Origin of the sequence: Peribacillus simplex (assembly GCF_001578185.1) — a bacterium.
GTDB lineage: Bacteria > Bacillota > Bacilli > Bacillales > DSM-1321 > Peribacillus > Peribacillus simplex_A.
Genome location: NZ_CP011008.1, coordinates 2,638,135 through 2,658,198 on the forward strand (window position 1 = coordinate 2,638,135; position 20,064 = coordinate 2,658,198).

Annotated in this window: 17 protein-coding genes and 1 pseudogene; 1 reads left to right on the forward strand and 17 read right to left on the reverse strand. The window is 36.8% G+C overall.

From position 1 onward, the window contains the following. Window positions 1-264: 264 nt before the first annotated feature. The 5 genes from UP17_RS12305 to UP17_RS12330 form a co-directional block, all read right to left on the reverse strand. On the reverse strand, window positions 265-2,394 hold the full coding sequence (locus UP17_RS12305) for an ATP-dependent Clp protease ATP-binding subunit (RefSeq protein WP_061463274.1): 2,130 nt from the start codon (window positions 2,392-2,394) through the stop codon (window positions 265-267). Between the two features lie 768 nt (window positions 2,395-3,162). Further along, the gene (locus tag UP17_RS12310; protein WP_250211806.1) at window positions 3,163-3,606 is read right to left on the reverse strand and encodes a C40 family peptidase; all 444 of its coding nucleotides are present in this window, start codon (window positions 3,604-3,606) and stop codon (window positions 3,163-3,165) included. Between the two features lie 226 nt (window positions 3,607-3,832). Then, window positions 3,833-4,459, reverse strand: coding sequence for a metal-dependent hydrolase (locus UP17_RS12315; protein ID WP_061463275.1), 627 nt, complete (start codon window positions 4,457-4,459; stop codon window positions 3,833-3,835). A gap of 498 nt (window positions 4,460-4,957) precedes the next feature. Next, a complete protein-coding gene (locus tag UP17_RS12325; protein WP_061463277.1) occupies window positions 4,958-5,872 on the reverse strand; it encodes a hypothetical protein in 915 nt (304 codons plus the stop codon). 244 nt (window positions 5,873-6,116) lie between these two features. Next, a complete protein-coding gene (locus UP17_RS12330) occupies window positions 6,117-7,010 on the reverse strand; it encodes a selenium metabolism-associated LysR family transcriptional regulator (RefSeq protein WP_061463278.1) in 894 nt (297 codons plus the stop codon). 133 nt (window positions 7,011-7,143) lie between these two features. Here UP17_RS12330 and UP17_RS12335 point away from each other — a divergent pair, with 133 nt between their 5' ends. Next, a complete protein-coding gene (locus UP17_RS12335) occupies window positions 7,144-8,169 on the forward strand; it encodes a YeiH family protein (protein WP_061466082.1) in 1,026 nt (341 codons plus the stop codon). Window positions 8,170-8,192: 23 nt separating this feature from the next. On the opposite strand, the gene speD is transcribed toward UP17_RS12335, so the two are convergent. From speD to UP17_RS12395, 12 genes and pseudogenes are all read right to left on the reverse strand, one after another. Next, window positions 8,193-9,029: an adenosylmethionine decarboxylase gene (speD, locus tag UP17_RS12340; protein WP_061463279.1), complete on the reverse strand. Its 837-nt coding sequence runs from the start codon at window positions 9,027-9,029 to the stop codon at window positions 8,193-8,195. 186 nt (window positions 9,030-9,215) lie between these two features. Further along, window positions 9,216-9,878, reverse strand: a complete 663-nt coding sequence (locus UP17_RS12345) for an ABC transporter permease (protein WP_061463280.1) — start codon at window positions 9,876-9,878, stop codon at window positions 9,216-9,218. Window positions 9,879-9,895: 17 nt separating this feature from the next. Continuing rightward, window positions 9,896-10,813 (reverse strand): osmoprotectant ABC transporter substrate-binding protein, encoded by a 918-nt coding sequence (locus UP17_RS12350; RefSeq protein WP_061463281.1) that lies wholly within the window; start codon window positions 10,811-10,813, stop codon window positions 9,896-9,898. 11 nt (window positions 10,814-10,824) lie between these two features. After that, window positions 10,825-11,478, reverse strand: coding sequence for an ABC transporter permease (locus UP17_RS12355; RefSeq protein WP_061463282.1), 654 nt, complete (start codon window positions 11,476-11,478; stop codon window positions 10,825-10,827). Between the two features lie 12 nt (window positions 11,479-11,490). Further along, window positions 11,491-12,636 carry a betaine/proline/choline family ABC transporter ATP-binding protein gene (locus UP17_RS12360; RefSeq protein WP_061463283.1) on the reverse strand — a complete coding sequence of 382 codons (1,146 nt, stop codon included), beginning with the start codon at window positions 12,634-12,636 and terminating at the stop codon, window positions 11,491-11,493. Between the two features lie 202 nt (window positions 12,637-12,838). Then, entirely contained in the window at window positions 12,839-14,014 is a 1,176-nt protein-coding gene (locus tag UP17_RS12365) for an acyl-CoA dehydrogenase family protein (RefSeq protein ID WP_250211807.1), read from the reverse strand. A gap of 419 nt (window positions 14,015-14,433) precedes the next feature. Beyond that, window positions 14,434-14,905, reverse strand: a pseudogene (locus UP17_RS26505) (transposase); the annotation flags it as partial. A gap of 362 nt (window positions 14,906-15,267) precedes the next feature. Continuing rightward, the gene (locus UP17_RS12375) at window positions 15,268-16,095 is read right to left on the reverse strand and encodes an RnfABCDGE type electron transport complex subunit D (RefSeq protein ID WP_061463285.1); all 828 of its coding nucleotides are present in this window, start codon (window positions 16,093-16,095) and stop codon (window positions 15,268-15,270) included. Continuing rightward, on the reverse strand, window positions 16,073-16,984 hold the full coding sequence (locus tag UP17_RS12380; protein WP_061463286.1) for an FAD:protein FMN transferase: 912 nt from the start codon (window positions 16,982-16,984) through the stop codon (window positions 16,073-16,075). Before UP17_RS12380 ends, UP17_RS12375 begins: the two co-directional genes overlap by 23 nt. Before the next feature lie 9 nt (window positions 16,985-16,993). Continuing rightward, entirely contained in the window at window positions 16,994-17,500 is a 507-nt protein-coding gene (locus tag UP17_RS12385) for an FMN-binding protein (RefSeq protein ID WP_061463287.1), read from the reverse strand. 150 nt (window positions 17,501-17,650) lie between these two features. Next, window positions 17,651-18,919 carry a sensor histidine kinase gene (locus UP17_RS12390; protein WP_061463288.1) on the reverse strand — a complete coding sequence of 423 codons (1,269 nt, stop codon included), beginning with the start codon at window positions 18,917-18,919 and terminating at the stop codon, window positions 17,651-17,653. After that, on the reverse strand, window positions 18,909-19,586 hold the full coding sequence (locus UP17_RS12395; RefSeq protein ID WP_061463289.1) for a response regulator transcription factor: 678 nt from the start codon (window positions 19,584-19,586) through the stop codon (window positions 18,909-18,911). The genes UP17_RS12390 and UP17_RS12395 overlap by 11 nt, the downstream gene beginning before the upstream one ends. Window positions 19,587-20,064: the final 478 nt, after the last annotated feature.

Sequence of the window (20,064 nt, forward strand, 5' to 3'; positions counted from 1 at the left end):
TTTAAAATCAAGGGTGAATCTTACCGTATGCTATTATTCCGCAGATATTACCCTTCAAAACATCCTCACTGCAGATTATGTTGAAGATTCAGAAATCAATAAGCGGATTTTACAGTTTAAATTACCAAATGCTCCAAGTGATTCAAGTTCCGGACTGGACCTTTGCTATCCTTTTGAATGGCCATTATAAAAAGGAAAACCTGAAAAAGATAAAAAAATGCCTCCATAACAGTTTTACGGTCTTGGAGGCATTTCTAGTACTCTTTATGGTGTTTTAATAATTTTCACAGAAGTACCTTCCACAATTGCAGTGAAGTTCTTAACTTCAGGCTGCTCAAAGATAAAATCAGTGATGCCGTCTTCGAGCTGTTCTTGAAGAACACGGCGGAGCGGTCTCGCTCCGAAAGTTGGATGATATCCAAGTTCAATTAGCCTTTGTTTCGCTTCATGAGTTACATCTAAAGACAAACCATTTGCTGTAAGTGTTTCATCAAGTTCTTGAATCATGATATCAACGATTTGAAGAAGATCTTCTTTCTTTAAAGCTGAGAATTCAATGATACTATCAAAACGGTTCAGGAATTCCGGTTTGAAGAAACTGCCTAATGATTGGAGGATTGATGCTTCTTCTACAGCTGTACTTGTACCGAATCCCATTACTTTTTGTTTTTCACCGACTCCAGCGTTACTCGTCATGATAATCACTGTATCTTTAAAAGCTACTGTCCTGCCTTGACTGTCCGTTAACCGGCCATCTTCCATGATTTGAAGGAACATATGCATTACATCTGGATGAGCCTTTTCGATTTCATCCAATAAAATAATACTGTAAGGTTTGCGGCGAACTTTTTCAGTCAATTGTCCCGCTTCCTCGTGTCCTACGTATCCAGGAGGAGAACCGATTAATTTAGAAACACTATGTTTCTCCATGAATTCACTCATGTCAAGACGGATCATCGCTTCCTTGTCCCCGAATAATTCCTCAGCTAGAGTTTTCGCCAATTCGGTTTTACCGACACCTGTTGGACCAACAAAAAGGAAAGATCCGGTTGGACGTTTTTTGGATTTTAGCCCGGCACGACTTCTTCGGACGGCCTTAGAAACCTTTTTGACAGCCTCTTCCTGCCCGATGACCTTTTTCATAAGTTCCTCTTGAAGATTGACCATTCTTTCTTGCTCATCTTCTTGCAGCTTACCTACAGGAATACCAGTCTTTTGTTCGATGATATTTTGAATGTCTTCAACGTTAACGGTTGGTTTAACTGCATTTTCTCCAACCTGTAAAGATTTTTCCAATTTTTCTTCTTCATCACGAAGAACTGCAGCTTTTTCGTATGCTTCTTCTTTTAAGGCCTTTTCTTTTTCTTTATAGATTTGCGCCAGGCGCTCTTTCATGTTTTCTACCTGGCCGTCTTCAATGGTCAAGTTCAACTTGGAACCTGCTTCATCCATCAAGTCGATTGCCTTGTCCGGCAAGAATCGATCTTGAATGTATCGGTTCGAGAGTTCAACAGCCGCTTTTAGTGCTTTCTCACTATATGTGACTCCATGATAAGATTCATAACTTTCTTTTAAACCCTGTAAGATGACCAATGTCTCAGCTGTTGTCGGCTCATTAACCTGTACAGGCTGAAAGCGTCTCTCAAGGGCACCATCTTTTTCAATTTTCCTATATTCAGATAAAGTGGTGGCTCCGACAAGCTGAAGTTCTCCGCGTGCAAGTGCCGGTTTTAAAATATTTCCTGCATCCATTGACCCTTCGGCTGAGCCCGCACCCACAAGTTGGTGAATTTCATCGATGAATAAAATGACATTTTTTCTTTCCTGTAATTCACTGATCAATTGCTTCATTCGTTCTTCGAATTGACCTCTAATTCCAGTATTCGAAACAAGTGACGCGACATCAAGCATATATACCAGCTTATTACGTAATTTACCAGGCACTGAACCTGAAACAATGGCTAAAGCCAGACCTTCAGCAATGGCTGTTTTACCTACTCCGGGTTCACCAATTAAAACTGGATTATTTTTATTACGTCTATTAAGGACTTCGATGACACGTTTTATTTCTTCATTTCTTCCAATAACCGGATCAATCAGCCCTGCTCTAGCAACATCGGTCAGATTGCGGCCATACTCTTCAAGCAATCCTCCGCCATCATCGTGTTCAACGGAATCCGGTTTAGGAACTTCATTATAATTAAATGGATTGAATGAATTTAGGGATCCGTTATATTGGAAATGCCCTGTATCCATTCCGCCCATCGCTGCTCCAAGTTTACTTCGCTCTTCTTTATAACAAGTGGAGCACAGTTTAACTTCATGCTCCTGACCATTCATATTAAGATGTACTTGAATATTAGCTTGGTTTACATGGCATTTTTCACAAAGCATGTAGTACTCCTCCTTTAGTATTAATATTGGTAATTTCACAAAAAACTTTGACCTTCTTTGACTTTCTGTTTTTATTATACATTGACCTTCTTTGACTTTCAAGGTTTTTGTCTGGGAATTTTTTTGAATAAATTAAAAACTCCCTCGGATTGGTTTGCTAAGCATATTAAACTATCCATTTCCAGTCAAATAAAAAGATTCTATGTATCCTCTTAGTATATTCAGTCATGATTTCTTCGTTCAGGATAACCATAGCCTAAACTATTAACAAAACACCAATTCACCCTTTTTCAGGACTAATCATAATCTTGTCCTCATGCCTCAGCCACTCTCATTTTTTAAAACAAAAAAAAAGACTTCATTAAGTCTCTTACCGACTGTAGACAAACTCGATGAAAATTATCTACAATTTTTTAGGGTCTTTTCAAATTTGATCGTTGCCACCAGGCACTCTATTTCCGTAGGCGGTCCTCCCTTGCGTTTTTCCTGCAGGAATCTCGAACACCCGTTCCAATCTACTTTGTTTTAACTTTTAGATAGAACACTTTTCCCTACAGTCTTTTTTGTTTTTAAAAATAGTAGTATTAAAACTTGAGGTCATAAAGATACTTTCTTATAAGTCCCCTCGTTGTCCAACCCATGCCATGCTTTCCTTATAACTGCTTCAATTCCAATAAAAAATCAAAAAGGTTTCGGAATGATACCATTCCGAAACCTTTTTGACTACAAACTGAAAGAGTTTTTTATATTAAGGTTGATTTTCTTCTATTATATACGTTTCGCACCAATATACTTTGGCTTCCAATAACTATTATTGGTTTTAGCATATGACACTCCTTTAGATGATGCAGAGTGTATGAATTCATTGTTTCCTATGTAAATAGCCACATGTGTAGGTTTTTTCGCTTTATTTGGTGCAAAAAACATTAAGTCACCTTTTTGCAGGCTTTTGACTTTCTTTCCTTTTTTATATATGTCAGCGGCGGTTCTTGGTAAATTCTTACCAGCCTTTTGATATGAATACTTCACTAAACCTGAGCAATCAAAACCTGAAGAAGAAATGCCACCCATTTTATATTTTGTACCTAATTCACTTTTCGCCACTTTAATCGCTTTTGTATGATATGTAGCAGCTTCCACTTGGTCCCCAGCAAAGGATCCGGTTACAAGCATGATAGCCAATGACAATCCGACGACAATTTTCTTAAACAAATTTTTTTACCCCCTGATGTGATTTGCTAAACCTAATATACTAGAATGGGTATATCACTCGCATCACAGGATCTTTACAAATATGTTACATTTGGTAGAAATAGGAAGAATGACCATATAAAACATAAGAATAAGTCGAATCAAGCTTCCAACATCCGCCTTTTTGAAAGCACGTATTTTAAAACTTACTATTCCTCATGGAAAAACAGCGGTAAGAAAACCACTGTCAGAATTCTTTTGAGAAAAATGGTAGAAATAACTTTACCCCACGTTTGTTAAAAGGTAAACATTTCAAATCTGCAAATAAATGACTTATGTATCCGAATAAACAAGTAGTCAAAATTCCGTCAATCCCCATAAAGGCTTCGAATTGAAAAGCAATGATGCCAAAGAAAGCGATACCGGCAATCGAATGGGTATAACTTCTATGTGGTGTAAAGGATGCCAGGATTATATAGGCGCCTAAAAGCCACAACCAGCTTTCCTGCAAAGATATACCGCCGCCTAAAACCGCTAATCCAGTCAAGGTCAGCATATGCCTTTGTCTCATGAATGATGAAATGATGATGATCCCGATTCCTGCTCCTACACCGATCCACTTTTCCTTATCAGTGCCTTCCAAAAGACTATAAATGATCATTAATATACCAATCGTTTGTGCTATCGTTCGGATAAACTTATGTGAAAAAGTAATCCTATTACTTAACTTCCCATCAATATCCATATCGGGCATAAGGCCTGAAATCCCCCCAATGCCAACCAAGAATAAAGTGGTCGTTGGATCTGTTTGAAGTGTGTTTGCCGTTAAGAATCCAACTGTTGCCCCTAATGCCATGTGTGCTGTACCGTTCACTGTCTCTCTCCTGTCCTACTAAGAAGTAATCTCTGTTACCAAGAAACGAATGTTTGTTCGAATCCCAGCATTCTAACTATACAATATTTTTAATGAAATTTCTTTATATTTTATAAAAAAGCCGTAGTAATCAATAATTAGTGCTTATAAATTCCTCGTTCTAATTAAAATCAATTCTTCTAGAATGTCTATAATTCCTTTGTTTAGGTAATTTTCAACAATTAAAACCGCAAAATATTTTTCTGTGAATAGAGGTATTTCATGAAATTTTATCCGTCATATGAATATACTAATCTATAAGGGGAGTGATTCAGATAGCTTTTTTAAATGCCTTCAATAATTTTAAAAAAGGGAAAAAGTCTAAGAAAATAAAGAACATGGATTTTCGGGAACAACACGTAAATAAATCGTCAGAGCTCATTGGAAATAATGTAATTGTACAAAATATTATTAACAATCACCTTTCCAAAAAAAATAACCACTTGTAGGGTGGTTTTTTTATTTATTATCGGAAATCCCTTCATTTTTTTCCATTTTCTCGCTCACACCATAAATATAGTTATACTGCAAATAGTAATCATATATGACATTTTGCAGGATCTTAAGCAGTGATTTATCAAATGTATCGAATTCAGTTTGATAGCTATTTAAGACAGTGACAAATTTCCCGTCCATGTTTTCAAAATAATGGAGAAGAAAATTCTTGTAAAATTCACTATCACTATTGCTTTTATTCGTTATGCACGGATCACCGGTTTGGATAGACTTATCAAGCATCGCTTTGATGGATTTAGGCAGCTTCGCTTTCTTGAACTGGTTCAAGGTATAGATATCATAGGTAAAGGAAAGTCCTAATTGATTGGAATAAAAGTCCATGGCACTGTCCAATGTATAGATTAAGGGGGTTTTAAAGTCCTTGCTGTTGGCAATTTCCTCTGATATTTCCAATTGATATTCCTCTGATGTTAAATACGCAGCAAATTTCATTTTCGAACTGCTCACACTGAACACCTCATAGACGGCTGCATCCTGTTTTTCAATTTCAATTTCTATATTAAAAAACTTAAAGTGCTTTAAACGGTAAAAAGCAATCGGTGCTAATAGGAAAAGCAGTATCCATACAAGGTAAAGAAATAACGTGTTAAAGATAATTTGATAAAATTCTGAAGTTACGATCGGCTCGATGATTAATGTAATCAATGTATGTTCAAAGCCCTCAGAAATAGGGGGATTCTGTGTAATTACCGGATCAACAGCTTCCTCTGGCTTATTCCAAGTTTGGATACCTAAATGAGACATCGCAACAAGCGTATATACAAAAATTAAAATAGTTCCAATCACATATAATTTTGGCATGAACCCTATAATTCTGTCGAAAACAGAAATCCGCTTATCTTTCTGCTCTATAGCCAATGTGGTTGCTCCTTTTAAGATTAATAAATGCGGAAAAGTCCTACAGGGACTGAAAAGTTCCTGGAGACTACCTATTTAATTTATATGTTGGTAATTATGTTAAAATACGTAAAAATTGTTTATTGATTGACATATACCATAATACTTTCGACGTTTTCATTAAAATTAAAAAAAATTCGTCATTCAATAAAAACCCATCCCCTTCATTCATGAAATGTAAAGGATGGGCTTAAAGTGTAAGGTTTTATTTAGGATGACCCTTTATCGCAAAGTCTTCTACCTTCCTTAAAAATAGATCCATGGCTTTTGATGCTTCAAAGTCTAACTTTTTCACGATTGAAAAAGGTCTTATAATGGGTTCATTTTTCAAATGAAAGGTTTTCAATTCATTGGATTTCAATTCTTTTTGTACAGTCAAACGGGATAACAAGGCAATGCCAAGTCCGGCCATCACCGCTTCTTTCACTCCCTGGATACTGGTGAAAATAAAGGTTTTCTTTATGTTTAGTTCCAGACTGCTCAGAAGTTTATCCGAATATGTACGGGTCCCCGATCCTTGCTCCCTAAGTACCCATGTTTGGTTTTGGAGCAATGTGCCCTCGATGATATCCGTCTGTGAAAGTGGATGAACCGGGGGGACGACGACAATCATCTCGTCATTCATGAAGGGTCTGACATCAATATCTTTATAATCCGTTTCCCCTTCTATCAAGCCTATATCAAGCTTATTCGAACGTATTCCTTGTATGACTTCATTAGAATTCGAGATGATGATTTGTATGTCCACCAGCGGATATTGAGCCGCAAATTCTGCTAAAACTTTTGGAAGGTAGTATTCCCCTATCGTGAAGCTTGCACCTATTTTCATCGTTCCGCTAACCACGTTATTAAATTCATTTATTTCTCTTATTGCTGTCTCATAATGATCAAGCATTTGCTTTGCATGTCTATATAAAATTTTTCCCGGCTCTGTTATTTGAACTTGTTTGGGAGAACGATAAATTAATTTCGTTCCTAACTCATTTTCCAGATTCTTAATATGGAGACTGACTCCTGGCTGCGACAGGTTCAGAATATCCCCAGCTTTAGAAAAGTTTTTCTGTTCTATCACGGTTACGAATACTTTTAAAGGATCCATGGTTACCTCCTTATTTACCTATGCATTTTATTTTATCATAAGTAGAAGTAATCATTGAAATAGCAAAAATATATTTCACTTATTCTTAATTAAGCTTTAAAGTAAAGGCATCAACATAGATGGAGTGATCACACTGGAACGAACAGAGGTTGAAACTAGAAAACTTGGATTTACAAAAGGAATAGCTTTAACTTTGCTAATTGCTATTGCAGCTAAATACTTAGCAGAGCTTCCATTCCTTCATATATTGGGACAGCTAGTCATTGCGATACTGATTGGTGTTGTTTGGAAATCGATTTTCGGCGTACCCGCTTACGCCGTCGCTGGGACAAATTATTCTAGTAAAGTCCTTTTGAGAATGGGCATTATCTTATTGGGGATGCGCTTGAACCTGAAGGATATTTTTAACGCCGGCCCGAAAACGTTTGCTGTTGGAGCCATTAGTCTAATATTTGCTATATTGGTAGTTTATGGATTGACTCGTCTATTTAAAGTGGAAAAAAAGCTAGGCTTACTGACAGCTTGTGGTACAGCAATTTGTGGAGCTGCTGCAGTCCTCGCAATTTCCTCCCAAATTAAAGCAAAAGAAAAAGATACAGCAATAGCTGTAGCGACGGTTGCTGTTTTAGGTACAACCTTCACTTTCGGTTACACGATCCTTTATCCCTTTTTGGGGTTATCCGATCCAGGTTACGGTATATTTTCGGGTGCGACACTACATGAAATTGCTCACGTCATCGCTGCTGCAGCACCAGGGGGAAATGAAGCAGTCGACTTGGCAGTCATGGTCAAATTGACTAGGGTGGCCCTGCTCATTCCCGTAGCCCTTTTAATTGGATTCATCATGAGTTGGAAAGAGCGATCAACAGATAAGGGAAAGAGATTTTCCTGGAAGTCCATTCAGATACCTTGGTTTATTTTTGGATTTCTATTAATGAGTGCCCTCTACTCTACAGGGGCAGTTCCTGAACTTATAGCCGAAAAACTTGTTATGCTTTCCTATATCCTCATGGCTATGTCCATGGCAGGACTAGGATTGAATATTGACCTTGTCACTTTTAAAAAATATGGCGGCAAACCTTTTATTGCTGGATTGATTGGCTCAATTTTATTAACGTGTCTCGGTTATGTATTGGTTCATGTTTTCCAGTTAAATTAATATTTCACTTAAACAAGCATCCCTTAATCGGCATGCTTGTTCTTTTCTGTTGGATGCGGGACATTGGCACCATAAAAAATTTCGTCCATCTCCGTTTGAAGCCTTTCTATTATTACCTGCCTTTCTTCTGTTTTCAGCTTTTCCTCTGTATAACCGAATAAGTAATTATTAATATCGAATCTTTTCAGCTTACATTTTGTATGGAATATATTTTCCTGGTATACATTCACATCAATCATGTCATATAAGCCCTTTACTTCATCAGGAATATAGTTTTGAATGGAATTAATATCGTGGTCAATGAACAATTTTCGCCCATCTTTATCTCTCGTAAACCCTCTTACACGGTAATCAATCGTGATAATATCGGTATCGAAGGAATGGATCAGATAATTAAGGGCTTTAAGCGGTGATATTTCTCCACAAGTAGAGACATCGATGTCGGCCCTGAATGTGCTTATGCCTTCATTTGGATGGAATTCAGGGTATGTATGAACAGTAATATGGCTCTTATCCAGTTGCATGACCACATTATCAGGTAAGGGCCCTGGTGATTCCTCATAAGTTCCAGTAGGTACTTCGACGACAGGACCTTCTGAAACAAGAATGGTTACACTGGCGCCTTGAGGGACATAATCCTGCTTGGCCGTATTTAAAACGTGTGCACCTATTAAATCAGAAACGTTGTGCAAGATCTTCGAAAGCCTTTCTGCATTATATTGTTCATCGATATAATCCAGGTAGGCCTCTCTCTCTTCCCTGGTTTTTGTGTAGCAAATATCATACATATTAAAACTTAGAGATTTCGTAAGATTATTAAAGCCGTGAAGTTCAATACGCTGCTCTGGTGTAAGTTTCATGATTGATTCCCCTTATATTTTTTTACAACTATCCTTATAGTTACCCTTTTTCTGAAATAAAAAACTAAGCCGGTCAGTCCCTGCTTGTAACCTTTTAATCGGCAATGGTTATTTTTCTGGCCAAAAAGCTAAGAATATGAGCCATTGCAATAACATGCAATGGCTCTTTCAATGTCCTGGTTTGTTTTAGGCAGAATGAATTTTTTTCTTTTTTATCGGAGAAAGCAACCGTTCCAACCATCCTAGTAAGAGGTCTGACAGAATGGCCATCAATGCCGTTGGGATTGCTCCTGCAAGTATAATGGCCGTTCCATTAGATGCATTCGTTCCCCTGACAATGATATCCCCCAGCCCTCCTGCCCCTACGAATGTCCCTACAGCAGTGACTCCAATTGCAACCACAAGAGCTGTCCGTAATCCAGCCATGATGACAGAGAGGGATAATGGCAGTTCGACCATTCTTAGTAACTGGAGTTTCGTCATCCCCATTGCCTTGCCAGGTTCTAAATAAGCATGATCTATACTTGTAATTCCGACATAAGTGTTCCTAAGGATTGGCAGTAAGGAGTATAAAAACAATGATAAGATAACTGTATTTGTTCCTAACCCCATCACTAGCATAAGAAGAGCAAGCATGGCCAAGGCTGGTGTGGTTTGAATAACATTAGTTATGGAAAATACCCATTTACTCAATTTCTTATGTTTCGCGATGAAAATCCCCATCGGGATGGCTGCGATTGCAGCAAATAAAACTCCATAAGCGGACATTAAAAAGTGGCGATAAAACTCAGTAAGTACATACATCCAATTTTGAGAATAATACGTTCCCAGCTGTTGTAAGGTTTCCATTATTTTGCACCTCCCATTTATTCAAAATATTTATGTGCTTTAAGGAATTCCGAAGCTACGACCGATGGCTCTTTCAAGTTCCCATCAACTTCATAGTTCAGTTCCTGCATGGTTTCAGTATTGATTTCGCCAATTAACTTGTTAAGTTCATCTTCAATTTCAGGGTACCGTTCCAATAATTCTTCGGTAACGACCGGTGAACAATCATATGGAGGGAAATATTGTTTATCATCTTCTAAAAGCATCAAATCATTAACCTTAATCCGTCCATCGGAAGAGTATGCAAGTACAATATCCATCTGACCATTTTTGACTGCATCGTATACCAGGCCAATCTGCATCGGATAAGTTTCCCCGAATTCCAATCCATATGTATTTACGAACCCTTTATAGCCATCCCCTTTTCTTTTCAGCCAAGCACTATCGACACCTAACCTTAAATTATCTGCATCCTTTTCCAAATCCGATATTTTCTTATAACCTTTTTCCTCTGCCAATTCATTTGAAATCGTAAAGGCATAGGTGTTATCGAAACCGTATGAATCAAAAAATTTGAAACCATATTGTTCTTTGAATTCCCTTTGAACAACTTCCATTGCCTTTACTGGGTCCTTTTCAATTTCCTGTCCCAGGACACTCGTTAAATCCGTCCCTGTATATCGAGTTGCGGCTATATCTATATCACCGCTCTCCATCGCTTTTTGCTGAACGAAATTCGAACCTAAGTTTTTGATGATTTTCGTATCAAGATCCGTATTCCGCTCTAGGAGTTGAGCGATCATGTTCGCCAGAATTTCGGATTCGGTCATACTTTGGGCACCGATCTTTACTGTAGTTTCAGAAGATGACCCCAATCCAGGTAAAGAACAGCCACTGATGAATAATGAACAAACTAAAAGGGCTATGAAAATTGAACTTCTCATTTTTTTATACATGCTATTCCTCCTCATGCAACTTCCTTCATACCTTTTAATCCTTTTGGTACGACTTTTCGTTCAATGATCGAGAATACATAATCCACCAGGATAGCCATGATAATTACAGGAACTGCACCTGCGACGATATATTCTGTTTGGTATAAATTCAATCCGATAAAAATGTAATCTCCAAGACCTCCTCCTCCAATAAAGGAAGCCAAGGTTGCCCAACCAATTAAATAGACGGAAGCCGTACGGATACCAGCCATAATGACGGAAAGTGCAAGCGGGAATTCAACCAGACGAATCCTCTCCCAGCTTGTCATCCCGATACCGCGACCGGATTCCAGCAGATTTTCATTTACGCCTTTAATACCTGTGTAAGTATTCCTGAGTATAGGTAAAACAGAATAGAAAAATAACGCAATAATTGCGGGTGTTTTCCCTACTCCGAGGAAAGGAATGAAAAAGGCTAGGACTGCCAGGCTCGGCAATGTCTGCATAATGTTTGCAATTCCGATTATAATGGATGCGCTCCTTTTCATTCGGGTCAACATAATGCCTAGTGGTACGGCGACTATTATTCCAAGTAAAACAGCGATCATGGATATATATAAGTGCTCCCATGCCTTATAAATAAATTCTTGCCAGTTCGTTTGTAAAAAATCGAGCAATGTTTCCATCTAATACACCTCCTAGAACATTTCTGCCACTTGATTTTCTACCTCTCCCCATATACTGTCGTATACGATGTCTACCAATGTTGCCCTAGTGACAATTCCGACCAAATGTTTATTCTGGTCAACAACAGGCACATATTTGAATCCCCGTTTTAATATCTTCTGAACGGAATCACGAATTAATGAATCCTGCTTTACTGAATAGACTTCAGTATTGATGACTTCGCTGATAAATTTTGCTTTTTTTCGGTATTCACTGATCGTTTCAACATCTACGAACCCTTTCAAAACATTTTGCTCATCGACCACAAGTAAAGAATCGACCCTTTTCTCGCGCATTATCGTAATAGCATCCGTAAGGGATTTTTCCTCAGTAATGGATATGGGATTACGGCTCATGATTTGTTCTACCAATTCAACATTTGGTCTTGTTTGAAGCAATCGATCTTTACCTATGAATTCTTCCACGAACTCATTGGCTGGGTATCGGAGGATTTCATCCGGTGTTCCCACTTGGACGACTTCACCAGCTTTTAAGATGACGATCCTGTCGGCTAGCTTAATGGCTTCATCCATATCATGGGTAACAAAAACGATTGTTTTATCAAGTGTGCGCTGCAGATTTTTAAATTCCTCCTGAAGGGCATCGCGGGTGATTGGATCTAGTGCTCCAAAAGGTTCATCCATTAAAATGAGTGGGGGATTTGAAGCAAGAGCTCTCAGAACGCCAATCCTTTGTTGCTGCCCGCCGCTCAATTCGTATGGATACCTTTCTAAATACTCGGGTCCCATATCGACAAGCTGAAGCAATTCCAGTGCACGTTCTTTTTTCTTCTGGTCATTCCACTTTAGAAGTTTTGGAACGAGGGTGATATTTTCAAGAATCGTCATGTGTGGGAAAAGTCCGATTTGCTGGATAACGTACCCGATCTGTCTTCTTAACTCAACTGGATCTTTATCCATTATATTTTCCCCATTAATAAGTATCTTTCCTTCAGTTGGTTCGATTAGACGGTTAATCATTTTCATTGTCGTTGTTTTGCCACATCCACTCGGACCAATGAAGCAAATGAACTCTCCTTTTTTAATATCCAATGATATATTCTTTACAGCTTTCTTTCCTCCCTTATAGATTTTCGATACATTTTCAATTTTTAACACAACAAGCACCTCCATCATTCGCATACAATTACAATTTTTACAAATATGTTACTTTTTATATGCACAGTCTCTTATACCCAGAAAAAAACTACATAAACCATTTTAACAAAAAAACTAGTTCATTGTAATTATATTGAATAAATGGAATAAAAAAACTACCTCATTTTAAGGTAGTTAATAGATTTAAGTTATTAAAAATGAATTATAACCCAATATTTTTAGCAATGAGGATTTTCAGGATTTCATCTGACCCTGTATATAATGTTGTCACAGGAATGTCCCGATGACGCCGGGCAATTTTATAGTCACCCATATTTCCGTATCCATCATGTAACTGCATGCACTTTTCAGATATTCGCTTAGACATCTCCGTGATCCAATATTTAGCCATCGATACTTCCGTTATGATCTTCTCCCCTTTCATATGTTTACAGATCAAACCATCAACAAACGTTCTTCCCAACTGAATATCGGTCGCTATTTCAACGATGGTAAACTGTGCATTTTTAAATTTACTAATTTTCTTACCAAATGCTTTTCGTTCTTTAATAAAATTCACAGTTAAGTCGAGCATATCCTTAGCTGCCATTAAAGACCCAATCGCACACATAAGCCTTTCCTGCTGCAGTTTTTGCATTATATATGAAAGCCCTTTACCTTCCTCCCCAAGAAGGTTCCCAATAGGAACAGAGGCATCATCGAAAAATAGTTCGGCTGTTTCTGAACTTTCCTGGCCTTCTTTGTCAAGTTTTCTTCCTCGTGAAAACCCTGGTGTATCTTTATCAAGGAGCAACAAACTGATTCCGTCATGAGAAGGAACAGCATCTAGATCAGTTTTGCATGCTACTATCAAGAAGTCAGCGTTAAAGCCATTTGTAATAAACGATTTCGCTCCATTGACAATATAATATCCATCTTTCTTGATGGCTGTGGTTCGAATATTCGCTAATTCAGAACCCAGCCCTGGCTCTGTCACTGCAAAGGCAGAAATCATTTCTCCAGTAATGAACTTGGGTAAATATCTATGTTTTTGATCTATTGTGCCGAATGAAGCAATATAAGGGGCCACAACATCAGAGTGAATTGATATTCCTCCTAAGGCTGATCCAACCATTTCCAGTTCCTCTGCCAGTACAACTGAATATCCAAAATCTGCTCCCGCCCCACCGAACTCTACATCAAGCCATGGACATAAAAATCCATTATCCCCAATCTTTTTCCAAAACAAGCGGGGTATCCCCCCCTCTTTTTCCCACTGATCATAATAGGGGGAAGCCTCCTTGTGGAGAAATTCACGAATTGATTGTTTAAATAATAAGTGTTTTTCAGTGAGGAAGGAACGTGAATCATCCATATTGATCGCCATCAAGCTAACCATCTGTTAACCTCCATTCGCTAATGATTTTTTTGATACAATCCATTACCATGAACAAGATAAATATGTTAATTACCTCGATGTAATCAGTTACAATAAAAATCATCAAACGGTAAATTTGCCTACAATATTCATGTTCAACAAAAATAATGAATTCCCTTTTAAAAACTATTTTTAACAAGTGGAATTATTTTTTGATAATAAATACTTAACTGCTAAATTATGTATTCATTTTATATTCTAACGAGGTGATTTTTGAAATATCACTTGTCTTAATTTAAGATTTTATAAGGGTAGCGTCACATCGCCATCAAGCTAAGCGCGCAAGAGATAATATAAAAGTGTGTTCTCTTTAATTTGCTATGGTAACACTAAAAATGCGCATGACAAAAAAACCATCAAATTGGTTTTTTTAAAAAATATTAGGCAGCTTTAAGTTTTTGTGACGTACAATCATACACAATACCTAAGATATCAAAGACCGTTTTCTTGTTATAACGATGACATTTCCGTCCGTTTTTTCTCCAAAAGGTGAAACAGACGTAGAAAAATTTTTGATAATTCTTTGGCGTCCTTTTGTAATCCTTGATAAAACAATAAATAATAGTCTTTTATCATATAGATGGATTTATATTCACTTAACTCCTTCTTTTTCTTATCTAAAAGTAACTGACGCATTCTAAACATCGTAGATGAACAAAGTAAAATGCTAATAAGTTGCCCATACAAGTGACACTCTAAGCGTTCCCTCTTAATCTCTTTGCACTTGTCAATTTGAAAGAAAGATTTCCATGTCTTAAATAGAATTTCAATCTGCCAACGTAACGAATACAGTTCATGAATATGTTCCGTTGGAACGTCTTCAAAAGAAAGATTTGTAATATAGGTGGGTATCTATGATAGGCTTCTTTGCCTGATGAAACCTTAGCTTCAGCCTTTCATGACAAATCGTACCCACAGAGGCTCCAAGTCAAGTCCTTAACCACTTATCTATGCTTTCATGTAAACAAAGATAAAAGTTGCATTCTAACAGTATTTTTAGGATGATACTGTATATAATGGCAGTTTAGTTTAAGTGAAATATTCACATTTTTTACGTTTTGTAATTTTGAAATTTAATTTATTCCATTGATCAGTACATGGTGAGGATGTAAAAACGGGAATCCTATTATTTTTTGGGGATTCCCTATTTTTGATTTTCTTATTAGTTTGTTAACTGCCCCCATTAGCAGGGTTATATAATTTGTTACTTTTTATTAAGAACCATACCTGATAGTTCTTGTTATACCTGTACGTTTGACAGCTCTTTTTGAAAGTGAACGCTTTTTAAGATAGGTAAAAAGATTTCCAAGACATAAACTGATAAACAAATAGATTAGTCCACCAAATATTGCGTAGATGATTGTTCCTGCTGCTGCTGTCAAGAAACCCATTATTACTTGATCTTTATCCTTAGCTGGTGATGTAGGTGGATCTGTAAGCATAAAAAACCCAAAGAAGAGAGTAGTATTTATAAATGGTGGCCTAAGTGCATTAACTGCATCTCCAATATTGAAATGCCCCATTAGAGCCAATAGTACAAAAGAAGTCCCTAAAAATGTAAAAACCTGAGGGAACTTATGAATTCTGTTCGTAATGATGTATCCTCCCACTAAAAGAAAGATAATTATCCATACTGAAAGGTCTCCAAATGCCCCCCACCAGCTTTGTCCCGTTTTTAAAAAAAGGGCAGATAAAAGTAAACCAAATGCTGCAGGATTAAAAATTGGTTTTTTCATATAAACAAGTAGATGCTTTGATAAAATTGCAAGTATAGCGGTAGCTGTAATTATACCTATAGAGGTCGTGGAACTTAAAATAAGGCCAATAATTAAACCTGTAATAACTGCACCGTCTGGCATTGTCCATTTTCTTTTTTTGAGAATATTAAAGATAATGTCAGCGATGACAGCAGTTATAACTGCTACCATGGTATTTTTTATTCCCAATATATTTTTATAGCCGATTGATGCAATAAGAAGATACGCCAACAAGGTAATCGTAACATATCCCTTAGGTGTTTTAAGCCATTTCTTCATTGTCATTACTATCTCCTCCAACATGAACAATCTGTAATTCAGAAGTGATAAAAAGTCCCCTTAAATTAACATCTTCAATTAATTTCTTCCCGTTTTCATTTCCTAACAAAAAGGCTGCAGTCGAAATAGCATCTGCCATCATCGCGAAAGGAGCAATAACAGTTGAACTCACCCAATCATTGGGTGACTCCTTTGTTTGAGGATTAATGATATGATGCATACTGGGAAGTTTTGCATTCTTGCGCTCGTAACTACCTGAAGTACATACTGCTTGATTTGAAATTTCTATTACAGAAATAATCTCATCTTTTTTTTCAGGATGTTGAATGCCAATCTTCCATGGTTCTCCCTTTTGATCAAATCCGCCTGCAAATAGGTCTCCACCTGCGTTGACAACAAATCCTTTAAATTCTTTTAGTTCATTTGTTGCCAAATCGATGGCAAAACCTTTTGCGACCGCTCCTAAATCTATCACTAGGGGCTTGTTTAAAAACAATGTCTGGGATTTTTCGTCTAAAACAATATCTCGATACGTTACGGATTCTGCAGAAGGATTTTGAATAAAGTAACCTGTTAAATAATGACGATTAAATCCTTGCTCCTCCATGATTTTCCCAATTGTAGGATCAAATTCACCGTCCGTTAATTTAGCCATTTCTAAAGCAAATCTCAAGGGCTCAAATAAAAACGGACTTATTTGAACTGGTTTTCCAATCACCTTGGTAACGTTCATTAATTCACTGTCAGGGCTAAAACGGCTGCACGCCTGTTCCACTTTTCGAAACATGTCAAAAGCACGGTTGATCTTTGCTTCAGCCAATTCCTCAGATGTCCCTTCCCCAATAACTACTTGGATATCTACGACTGTATCCATATATAATTTAGTTTTTCTCATTTTTACTCCTTAGGAATTTTGTGCCTTATTGAGAGCATCCTGGACAGCATCTGTAAACGCTTGAGAACTGTAGGTTGCCCCTGAAACAAAATCTACATTAACACTTTGCCGTTTGATAACCTCACCCGGTAGCCCATCTAAATCACTTTCAGAATAGTGCATCCCCCAATTTATAATTTGTGCATCTGTAATTTTGTCCTTATTTAAGGTTACTGCAACTTCTATTTCCCCGCGCCGATTCATTCCTGTACCTTTAAAAGTTCCATCTTTATATTTTTGTCTAGGCTGAACATTTTGTATTTTTGAAGAAGTAACGCTACTTTTATTTCCATTTACTTCGTTAGCTTTGTCTATAACCAAGCTTGAGGGCTGTACTTTGTTTTGCATACTAATTTGTGTGTGGGTTGCCGAATTCATTTTGATTGCTTGTGCTTCTGTTGAAAAATAACCAGTTGCATAAGCAGCAGCTACAGCTGTGGAACAAAGAAGTACCCATTTTTTATTCTTTTTAGACATTTTAAAATCCTTCCTATCTCTTTTGGTTTAGCTTCTAATTAATCGTTAACACCACAAAGTATATTTAATCACTTTTAAAATTCCTTTAAAAACATAATAGAAAATATAGATATCCTTTCTAAATCATTTAAAAATTTTTAAAAAACTCCTTTAAGTGAGTTTAGATGATTGATTCTTAAAGGGAAGTTTTATAATAAACTGACTCCCTTTGTGGAACCTACTTTCTGCAGAAATTTGCCCTCCATGAGCCTCAACAATCCATTTGGCAATAGACAAACCAAGCCCTGTTCCTCCTGTTGCCTTTGTTCTTGCCTTATCACTTCGATAAAAACGATCAAATATGAATGGTAAATCTTTATCTGGTATTCCTGTCCCGGTATCTTCAATGTTTATTCTTAAACTGCTACCTTCTTTTTTGGAAAAAATGGTTATTTTACCGTTTAGGTCCGAGTATTTTAGCGCATTATCCAGCAAGATGACTAAAAGCTGATGAATTCTATCTTTATCTCCAAAGTAAATTATATTTTTTTCTATCTCATCCTCTATTTTGATATCCTTCATATCAGCAATTGGTTCAAACTGTTCCACTATATGTCTAAGCAGTTCATCCATTGAAAATAATTCCTGATTAATAAGCTGTTCATTTGAGTCACTCCTTGCTAAGGTCAATAGATCCTGTACTAATTTACTCAGGCGTTTTACTTCAGTCAGACTTTTATATATTGTCGCACATTCCTCCTCAATTGTATTAGTTGGGTGACGAAAGAGGAGTTCCAAATGAGTTTGAATAACCGAAAGTGGTGTTCGTAATTCATGGGAAGCATCACTAACAAACTGTGTTTGTTTTTCCCAAGACCTTTGAATTGGCACTAATGCTCTACTTGACAAAAATAAACCAACAAAAAAAGAGATCAGCAAACCTATGAAACAGCCAAATCCAATTAATAGCAGCAGTTGTTTTATAACATTCACCTCAGGATCAATGTTATAAACTAGTTGGATGGTTGCAGCAGATGGAAAGCTTTTAAGTTCATCCCTCTTTTTAACATGAGTCAGAATTCTATAGGAATGTCCGCTTATGGTTTGGATGCGCATTTTTTTGTCATTCCTATTTGGTTTAAAAGAGGATATTTCTTTTTTGTAAAAGGCGTTTTTTGGGTTACTTAAAAGGAGATTCCCTTTTTTATCCCAAAATAAATAGGAAACCTTCCGTTCTGATTCCCTTTCATTTTTTTCATCAGGTAAATCTTCAATTGATTTTTGGATCAGATAGGTTTCCTTATTTCGCAAATTATCATCAACTGAGGCAAGAGAAACTTTTTGCATATATAAATAGAGACTAATACCCAAAATACTCAAGACACAAAAGAAAACAAGAGTAAAAAGTAATGCCAACTGGATTTTAGTTTTACGAAACATCCTGATCACCCACTTTTAGCATGAACCCGATTCCTCGTACGGTTACAATCCAGTGGTCCAAATGGAAGGGGGTAAGCTTTTTTCTAAGATGATGAACATACACATCCACAACATTTAATCCTGCTTCTGAACTAAAGCCCCAGATTCGGTTAAAAATTTGATCACGTAACAGGATTTGTTCCTTGTTTAGAATGAAGAATTCCAGCAACTGATATTCCTTTACAGTTAAATTTAATTTCTTCCCATTTACAAATCCGTCATGCTCAATAATTTTTATAGGTCCGTATCCTAGTTCTTCTGCCTGTTCCCCTTTTCCCCGCAAAAGCACACGTATTCGAGCTAATAATTCAGGACCAGCAAAGGGCTTAATTAAATAATCATCTGCACCTAAATCTAATCCCATCACCCTGTCCTTTATACTATCCTTTGCTGTCAGAAGTAAAATAGGAGTTCTCACTGATTCTTTTCTTAATGTTTTTACAATCGAAAAGCCGTCCACTTCAGGAAGCATAATATCGAGTATGATCACATCATAAATGCCTTTTTTTGCAAGCTCAAGTCCATCATAACCATTTAGGGCAATGTCTACATCATAATTTTCTTCTTCTAATATTTTTGAAATTCCCTCAGTTAATGATTTCTCATCATCAACAATTAATATTTTCATGTCTTCCTCCGGTACTGCATTAAATTTTGACTTTTATATTTTAACCTTAGTTTTTTAAAGAATTATTAAAAAGCATTTTGTATATCAGCGTTCCTTATTAACTATACTGATCCTTTAGTCATAATGAACGAAACAGCTCCTATCGCTTAACGTAGGTTGCACTTGGTCATAATTTTACTACCAAAAAAATCCAAGTGTAGAGCTACACACGAAAAGGAGCCGAATATTATGAAGGATGTACAAAAATTTGTTGGTTTAGACGTATCTAAAGTCAATTGCTGTTTTATTCGGTTCGCCTGCCCGTTGAAGAAAGTCATGATTCTCTTGCTTTTTATAGTTTAATTAAAACTACACTTAATGCTTTTTTAATATTTTTTTAGATACACTTAATTTTTTTTGTGTAAATATATGTTAAGTTTTTGGAGTTAGTATAGTTTCATGGACACATTTTAGTTAAGTCCTTACAATGATTTTTGAG